The organism is Amycolatopsis sp. (assembly GCF_025464955.1).
GTDB lineage: Bacteria > Actinomycetota > Actinomycetes > Mycobacteriales > Pseudonocardiaceae > Amycolatopsis.
This window is the reverse complement of the sequence record NZ_JAODNM010000103.1, coordinates 1-6,992: the sequence shown is the minus strand read 5'-3', so window position 1 is coordinate 6,992 and position 6,992 is coordinate 1. Positions and strand designations below refer to the sequence as shown.

At 69.2% G+C, this 6,992-nt stretch carries 6 protein-coding genes and 4 pseudogenes; 2 read left to right on the top strand and 8 right to left on the bottom strand.

Annotated elements, in window-relative coordinates:
- Positions 1–205, bottom strand: a 205-nt coding sequence (locus JWQ81_RS24210; RefSeq protein ID WP_297544826.1) for a hypothetical protein, incomplete at its 3' end; no start/stop codon positions are given.
- Between the two features lie 552 nt (positions 206–757).
- On the opposite strand from JWQ81_RS24210, the pseudogene JWQ81_RS24205 reads away from it, so the two are divergent.
- Positions 758–935, top strand: a pseudogene (locus tag JWQ81_RS24205) (gamma-glutamyltransferase family protein); the annotation flags it as partial.
- A gap of 142 nt (positions 936–1,077) precedes the next feature.
- Here JWQ81_RS24205 and JWQ81_RS45095 read toward each other — a convergent pair.
- The 6 genes and pseudogenes from JWQ81_RS45095 to JWQ81_RS24185 all read right to left on the bottom strand — a co-directional run.
- Positions 1,078–1,221, bottom strand: a pseudogene (locus JWQ81_RS45095) (pyridoxal-phosphate dependent enzyme); the annotation flags it as partial.
- A gap of 34 nt (positions 1,222–1,255) precedes the next feature.
- The gene (locus tag JWQ81_RS24200; protein ID WP_297544824.1) at positions 1,256–1,393 is read right to left on the bottom strand and encodes a hypothetical protein; all 138 of its coding nucleotides are present in this window, start codon (positions 1,391–1,393) and stop codon (positions 1,256–1,258) included.
- Between the two features lie 5 nt (positions 1,394–1,398).
- A complete protein-coding gene (locus JWQ81_RS24195) occupies positions 1,399–2,547 on the bottom strand; it encodes an aldolase/citrate lyase family protein (protein WP_297544822.1) in 1,149 nt (382 codons plus the stop codon).
- Between the two features lie 4 nt (positions 2,548–2,551).
- Positions 2,552–2,671: pseudogene (locus tag JWQ81_RS45090) on the bottom strand (CoA ester lyase); the annotation flags it as partial.
- Between the two features lie 78 nt (positions 2,672–2,749).
- The gene (locus JWQ81_RS24190) at positions 2,750–3,973 is read right to left on the bottom strand and encodes a CoA transferase (RefSeq protein WP_297544820.1); all 1,224 of its coding nucleotides are present in this window, start codon (positions 3,971–3,973) and stop codon (positions 2,750–2,752) included.
- Positions 3,970–5,247 carry a methylaspartate ammonia-lyase gene (locus JWQ81_RS24185; RefSeq protein ID WP_297544819.1) on the bottom strand — a complete coding sequence of 426 codons (1,278 nt, stop codon included), beginning with the start codon at positions 5,245–5,247 and terminating at the stop codon, positions 3,970–3,972. The genes JWQ81_RS24190 and JWQ81_RS24185 overlap by 4 nt, the downstream gene beginning before the upstream one ends.
- An 893-nt stretch (positions 5,248–6,140) precedes the next feature.
- Between JWQ81_RS24185 and JWQ81_RS24180 the strand changes: the two are divergent.
- Positions 6,141–6,299 (top strand): annotated as a pseudogene (locus JWQ81_RS24180) (IS21 family transposase); the annotation flags it as partial.
- Positions 6,300–6,746: 447 nt separating this feature from the next.
- Here JWQ81_RS24180 and JWQ81_RS24175 read toward each other — a convergent pair.
- On the bottom strand, positions 6,747–6,992 hold a 246-nt coding region (locus tag JWQ81_RS24175), incomplete at its 5' end, for a hypothetical protein (RefSeq protein WP_297544817.1).

The following is a 6,992-nucleotide window of genomic DNA, read 5'->3' as shown; positions in this document are numbered from 1 at the left end:
TGACCAGGTCACCGCCCTTCTTGCTCCCGCTGGACGGGGAACCCGACGAGGACCCACAGGCCGCCAGAAGCGGGGCGACGGAAAAGCTACCGACCCCGAGCGCGCCGAGTTGCAGCATCCGACGCCGACTGAACGCGGGCACCCGAAGGCCCGCAGGTATCTCTGAGGCCGATTGGCCCGACTCGTCGGCACTTTGACCAGACATGCCAGCTCCTTCATGAGTGCCGCGATCGCACACCGCTCTTGCGATCGGTCTGATGGGACGTTGCCCGCGCCGACAGTCCCTGCGCGGAGTGAACTCCGGGCATCCGATCACGTCTACGTTTCAAAGGTGTTGCGAGCATTTTTCTGTCATACGTAAGGCCCAATCGTCATACGCATGCCAGATGCGCGATCGGTAGGTGCGACGGTGCCACGGTGGCGTTTGATTCACAAGACTTGACGTATCCCGGCGATGGGTGAGATGGGCCTCGCCCATCGCGCATCGGTTGCATGTGATCGCGGCAGGCATACCTCCGCCGGCCTTGCCGGCACGATCCAGCGGGAGTTCAGCATCGGACCATGTTTGGCGTGGGGGAAGAGCAGGCCGTCCACGGAGACGGCGGATCTCGCGGGCCTCTTCGCGGCCGTGGCCGCGGGGACCGGCACGTCCTTCCAGGGCAGCCGCTGGAGTCGGAGGGCAGGACCGGCTGGTTGTTCTTGACCGTGAGCAGGTAGTGGGCGCCGCCCTGGTCCACCAGGTAGGTGGCATGGGCGCGTTGAATCGCGAATCGGCGACTTCGGCATTGCCGAAGTCCGGCGCCGCGGGCACGAGGTAACGGTCGGCGAACCGTGGTCGGAGGGCCGGCTCTGCGCGGTCGCCCGCGACCCTGAAACCGGCATCCTGTCGGCTGGTGCGAACCCGCGCGGTGCAGGGCTACGCAGTCGGGAGGTAGCCGACGGGTGGGCCTGCGCGCGCGGCCGTCCGCCGCCTCGCCGACGCGCTCCTGGGTGATGGGGCCGACGCCGGTGGCAGGGCTGCCGGCCCCCGTCATCCGCCGGTGTGCGGGCTTTCCAGCACCAGGCGGGCGACGACCTCCGGCGCGAGATGGTCGCCCTCAGGCCGAGGTCGCGGGCGACCCAAGCGACCGCGCGGGCGTGGTTGCCACTGGAGTGAGTGACAAGGCCGTGGTCGCGGGCCTCGTCGAGCCGTTGCAGGATTGCGTTGTAGGCGCTCCGCAGCTGAAAGCGCCGGTGGGCTGGAACGACTCGGATTTCAGCCGCAGCGGCCGGTCGGGTCGGCGGTGGCGAACGGCACGAGCGAGGTGCGAACGACGCGGCCGCGTAACCGTTCCGCCGTGGCTCGGACATCGGCGAGCGCGAACAGCGGTTCCTGGTCGATGGGGGTAGTCATGGCAGTCATGCCGACGTGACCTCCGGGATCGACGGCCCGCGGCCACGGCGGTACACCATGACCGTGCGCCGGAACGTGATGACCGGCGTACCGTCATGCTTGTACCCGGTGGTGAGGACAGTCACGATGCCGACGTTCGGCCGGCTGCGCGACTGCCTGGTCTCCAGCACTTCCGACACCGAGTAGACAGTGTCGCCTTCGAACAACAGGTTGGGCAGCCGTACCTCGTCCCAGCCGAGGTTCGCCATGACGTTCTGCGAGACGTCGCTGACGCTCTGCCAGGTCACCAGAGCGATGGTGAACGCCGAGTTCACCAGCGGGCGGCCGAATTCGGTCTGGGACGCGTAGTGCTGGTCGACGTGCAACGGCGCGGTGTTCTGGGTGTGCAGCGCGAACCACGCGTTGTCGGTTTGGGTCACCGTCCGTCCCAGGGTGTGCTGATAGACGTCCCCGACGGTGAAGTCCTCGAGAACCGCCCTCGCCAGCCCGGTTGTGACGTCATGTGTGTGCCTCCTTGCTGTCCTGGGGACCCGGGCGAGCGCCACGATGCGCCGGCTCGCGCGGACGACAGCCTCGTCCACCATCCGGCCGTACTCGTCGGTCATCACACCGGACCCCGACAAGAGAGCTGCCTCGTAGGCGGCCAGCGTCCGGCGGGCCGCCGCGACTTCACCGGGGGCCGGGGTGAACACGTCGTGCACGACCGGCAGCTGCGCCGGATGGATCACGGCGCGCCCTACGAACCCGAGCCGCCGCAGGCGTTCGGTGCTGACCCGGTACCCGTCCAGGTCGGTGAAATCCGGCGACACCGCCGCGACGGGCGGCAGCAGTCCGGCCGCCGCCGAAGAAGTCACCACGCGAGACCGGGCGTACAGCAGCTCGGCCTCGTCCGGAGCCGGGGCGAGGCCGAGCTCGGCGGCCAGGTCCAGTTCGCCCAACTGCATTACGCCGACCCGGGGATGCCCGGCGACGGCATCGACGTCACGCAGACCGCGGGCGGTCTCGGTCAGCGGCATCAGCGCGACCTGGCCCGTTACACCGCGCTCCTGCTCCAGTTCGCTCAGCGTATCGAGGATCTGCCGCACTTCGTCCGGGGACGACCCCGTAGAGGCCAGGACCGAACACAGCACGCAGATCGTCGGGCCCGCGCTCACCGGCGTTGACGCGCACCCACCGCTGGACACCGCTGTCGTCCCGGTACGCCAGCCACCCGGCCACGACCGGGACCGCGGCGGACTTGCGGGCGGGCGCGACCGCGTCCTCGAGGTCCGCGATCACCGCGTCGGCCCCCCCGTGCGGGTGCGCGCTCCAGCCGGTCGCCGGAGTCGCCGGGCACGTAGAGGTAGCTGCGCGCGATCACCGCCTGGCCTCGCCGGCTTCGCCGATGACGCCGAAGGCGCCGCCTCGGGCGAGCTTCCCGACGCGGGCCGCGTCGTACCCGAGCACCTCGGTCAGGACGGTGGCGGCGTCCTCATGACGGGCCGGGGCGCGGCGGTAGTCCGGCTCGTCGGTACCCACCCGGACCGGGCTGCGCACCTGGCGGACCGTGCCGAACCGGGGGTGCTCGGTCTCCACCACCATGCCGCGTGCGACGGTGTGCTCGTCCGCCAGTGCCTGCGAGACAGTGTTGACCGGGCCGCAGGGCACGCCAGCGGCGCGCAGCACGTCGAGCCATTCTTCGGCCGTCCGGGACACGAAGACCTCATCGAGGATCGCGAGCAGCTCTTTCGCGTTGTACCGGCGGTCGGCGAAGGTCGCGAACCTCTCCTCGCTCGCGAGTTCCGGCCGGCCGACGGCGACGGCCAGCCGCTGCCAGAACTTCTCCTTCGGGCAGGCGACCACGATCCATCCCTCACGGGCCTGGAACGCCTGAAACGGGACGAGCGACGGGTGCGCCGAATGGTGCGTCCGGGTCGGCTCGAAGTCCCCGTTGAGATTCCAGATCGCCGGGTAGGTCAGCATCGAGACCGCGGTGTCGAACAGGCTGACGTCGCAGTCCGTCCCGATGCCGTCGCGGCGGGCGGCGTGCACTCCGGCGAGTATCGAGATGGCGGCGACCAGACCGCCGGAGTAGTCCACCAGTGACAGGCCGGACTTCGTCGGCGGGCCCGAGGGTTCACCGGTGATGTCCATCCATCCGGCGATGCCCTGGAGGACGTAGTCGTAGCCCGGCTCGGTCGCCCGTGGACCCGTCATACCGAACCCGGTCAGCGCGCAGCACACGATGCGTGGGTTGAGATGCTTGAGTTGGTCGTAGGTGATCCCGATCTTCGCCGGTACGTCACCCCGCAGGTTGGAGTACACCACGTCACTCACGCGCACCAGGTCCTCGAAGACCGCGCGGCCGTCCGGTGTCGTCAGGTCGAGGCTGATGCTGCGCTTGTTCCGGTTGAACACCTCGAAGAACAGGCTGTCCTCGCCCTGCTGGTAAGGCGGGACGTAACGTCCGACGTCACCGCCGCTCGCCGGGTCCTCGATCTTGATCACCTCGGCGCCGAGGTCGGCCAGGTGCACGCTGCCGAACGGTCCCGCGCCGTACTGCTCGATCGCTATGACCCGGATGTCGCCCAACGGCTTCATGCCGCACCACCCACCGGGGACATGGCGGCCGAGCGCCCGTTCGCCCCGGCCAGGGCTGCCACCCGTGCCATCTCGTTGCCTACGATCATCATGCCCTCGTCCACACCCATGCCGGGCTTCGCGAGCACCTGTACCGCGCCGCACGCCATCGCTATCTGCGCCGACACCTGCGCCGAGCGGTCGGTCTCGTTACAGGTTCCGCCGCAGTACGCCGCGAGTCCGTCGCGTGCGACAAGCAGCAGTGCCTCTATCGTGTTGTTCACCCCGCCGAGGTCGGGTGTCTTGACGTGGATGACATCCGCCGCACCGGCCTTCACGAAGATCTCGATGTCCTCAAGGGTGTTGCACCACTCGTCCACCGCGATCTGTACGCCACTGCCACGTGCGCGCAACGCGGCACGAAGCGCCGCCGAGGCCGCCACCTGCCCGTCGCGGCTCCCCGCGTCGATGACATGCTCGACCCGGAGACGGAACGGCCGGGCACGCTCGCCGAGACCAGCGAGGTAATCCGCCACCCGCTCGACGTCACCGTCGAACGCGGCACCGACCGTGCCGTACACGTCGAAGTGCAGGACCGGCTCGTACTCCGGCCGGGTCCGCAGGGTGACGATGCGGTCCCGTACCCAGGTCACGTACTCGGCCAGCAGCTCGCCGTCCCGGCCGAGTTTCGTCTCGAGATGGTTGATGAGGCCGTGCGGCAGCACATCGGCTTCCTTGAGCACCATCTTGTCGACCTGGTTGTACCTGTCATCACCGGACTGGACGAACATCGGGACCGGCGCGATTTCGATGCCGGTGTTGTACTCGTCACGGATCACCTCGGCCATCGTCACGCCGCGGGCTTTCGCGGCCGCGTCGAGCAGCGCCTGCGTCACGCCGTATCGGATCGCTGTGTGCAGCCGGCGCCCCTGCACCATGAGGGTGTCAACCGCCGTCGCGAGCCCGCGGAAGCCATCGACCGGCTTGCCCCTGAGCAGCGGTACGACGTGGCGCTCGATCTCCTCGACGGCCTTGGCGGCGTCGAACACCGTCTCGCGCCCGCCGACGCCGGAGTACTGCACCGCGGCGCAGTCTCCGTGGGCGACCTGGCCGTCGTCGAGCAGGAGCATCACGGACACCGCCTCGCCAGCCTGCCGGATCGACCGGAAGCCCGGTGTGACCGGTTCACCGGCGTAAGCGAACCCGTCGTGTGCCGCACCGGCACGGATGGCGGCCTGGTCGTCGGCGAAGAATCCGGTCCGGACCGGGACGCAGAGCACATCGGTGATGAACAAAGGAACTCCCAGTATCAGCGGCCGGCGCGGCAGGCCCCGGCCGCAGGTTCAGAATGAGACTTGCGGCTGTTGGCGCGAGGCGGCGGGATGCTCGCGCATCCCGGCCCGCCCGGGGTCGCCTGCCTCGACGGCCGGGACCAGGTCGGCATGCGACATCATCGTGGCATGCTGCGGCGGCCGCGACGCCGAGTACATCCGCCAAAACTGAAGGTTGCGGCAGCAGGCGGTCCGCGCCGTGCTGGAGCAGCGTGTTGCGCAGCATGTGAGCCGGAGAGGGTTCGCGTGGTCATCGCGGAGGAACATCTCGTGGTCGGTCCCGCACGCGTACCGCCCCGGCCTGTCGGGGCGGCGGGGCCAGGTCATGCCTGGTGGCGCGTCTGGCGACGATGTGCGTGACATCGCATTCGATGGCCTCACGCCCCCCGAACATACCGAACACGCTTTCGAGGCTCACCGGTGTGACGTCGGCGCCACGGCGCGGGAAGTCGGTGCTGAAACGATCGGCGGCCGGCCGCGCGATGGCCTCCCGAACCGGCGTCCGGCCCCAGGTCGAGTTCGTTGGCCAGCGCCGGGTTCGTTCACCACCGAGCCGGGCTGTGGGCGCGGGACAGGGATCCGCTCCTGCGGCGCGTCGTGCGCGAGGTCGCCGGCCCCAGGCTGACTGCTGGCCACGGCCACGGCCACCTCGCCGCTCATCGCGCCACCTGTGCTTTCACCGTGCTGCGTAGATATGTCGACTGTTCCGCGTTGATAGTAGTCCGGCCCTTCCCGGGACTGCTCCACCGGGTCGTAGCGGCAGACCGCGGTGATCCACAACGCTACGCCGGCCGTGCCCTCATCCAGCTGCCTCACGGGGCCGATCCGGAGCCGAAGCCGTACAGCGGGCGGCAAGCCCCATCAGCCGGATCGCGGAGCGGATCGGCTGGGACCGAGGGATCACGATCCTGAAGGAACGGGTGCGTGAGTCGCGGCCGGCTTACCTGCCGGCGGACCCGGTCTCGCGGACCACCTACCAGCCCGGCGAGCCGGCCCAGTGCGACCTGTGGTTCCCGGCGTTCTACCGGCCCAGCAGCGGGGCGGGGCGCTGGTGGCAGCGGTGCGGCACACCGGCCCGCGTAGCTCGTGCGGAACAGCTCCTGGACGCGCTCCAGGTCCCGTGGGGTGCGCAGCTGCACCTCCAGGTCGCCCGTGCCGTAGTGGCCCAGCCTCGTTACGTCCCAGGTGAACCCCGGAACGAGGTAAGCAACACCGACTTGAAAGGGACTGGAGAATCCGAAATGCCAAGACAGACTGGCGAGCTGCTGATCACGCGGCAGGTCTCGGAGACCACGGGTTGGATTGTGGCGACGCTCGGCACCATGAGGTACCGCGGAACAAGCTCGTCCTTCGTGAAGCTGACGCCTGCTCCTGGCGGTGCCGTCCGGTACCCGCGCGGCGCTTCTGAGCGTGGCGCCCGGGACACGCTAGCGATGAAACCTGGGGATCCACCGACCGGCCCCTCAGAAATTCATCGTGGACGCGACATAGATCACTGGCAGGTCCGGGTTGGTGAGGTCGACGACGAGGTTGTGATCCGGCTTGTCGCCGTGCTCGGTGAGCGACGCTCCGGCCCACTGGCGCGCGGGGCGGAAGTTCCACCGGACCATTTTCCGCTGCTGCGCGGTAATGGTGATATCGCCCGTCTTCAGGGCCGCCCGGCTGGTGCCGAGCTGCGCGAGGAAGGAGTCGAGGGCTCCGGCGTTGGT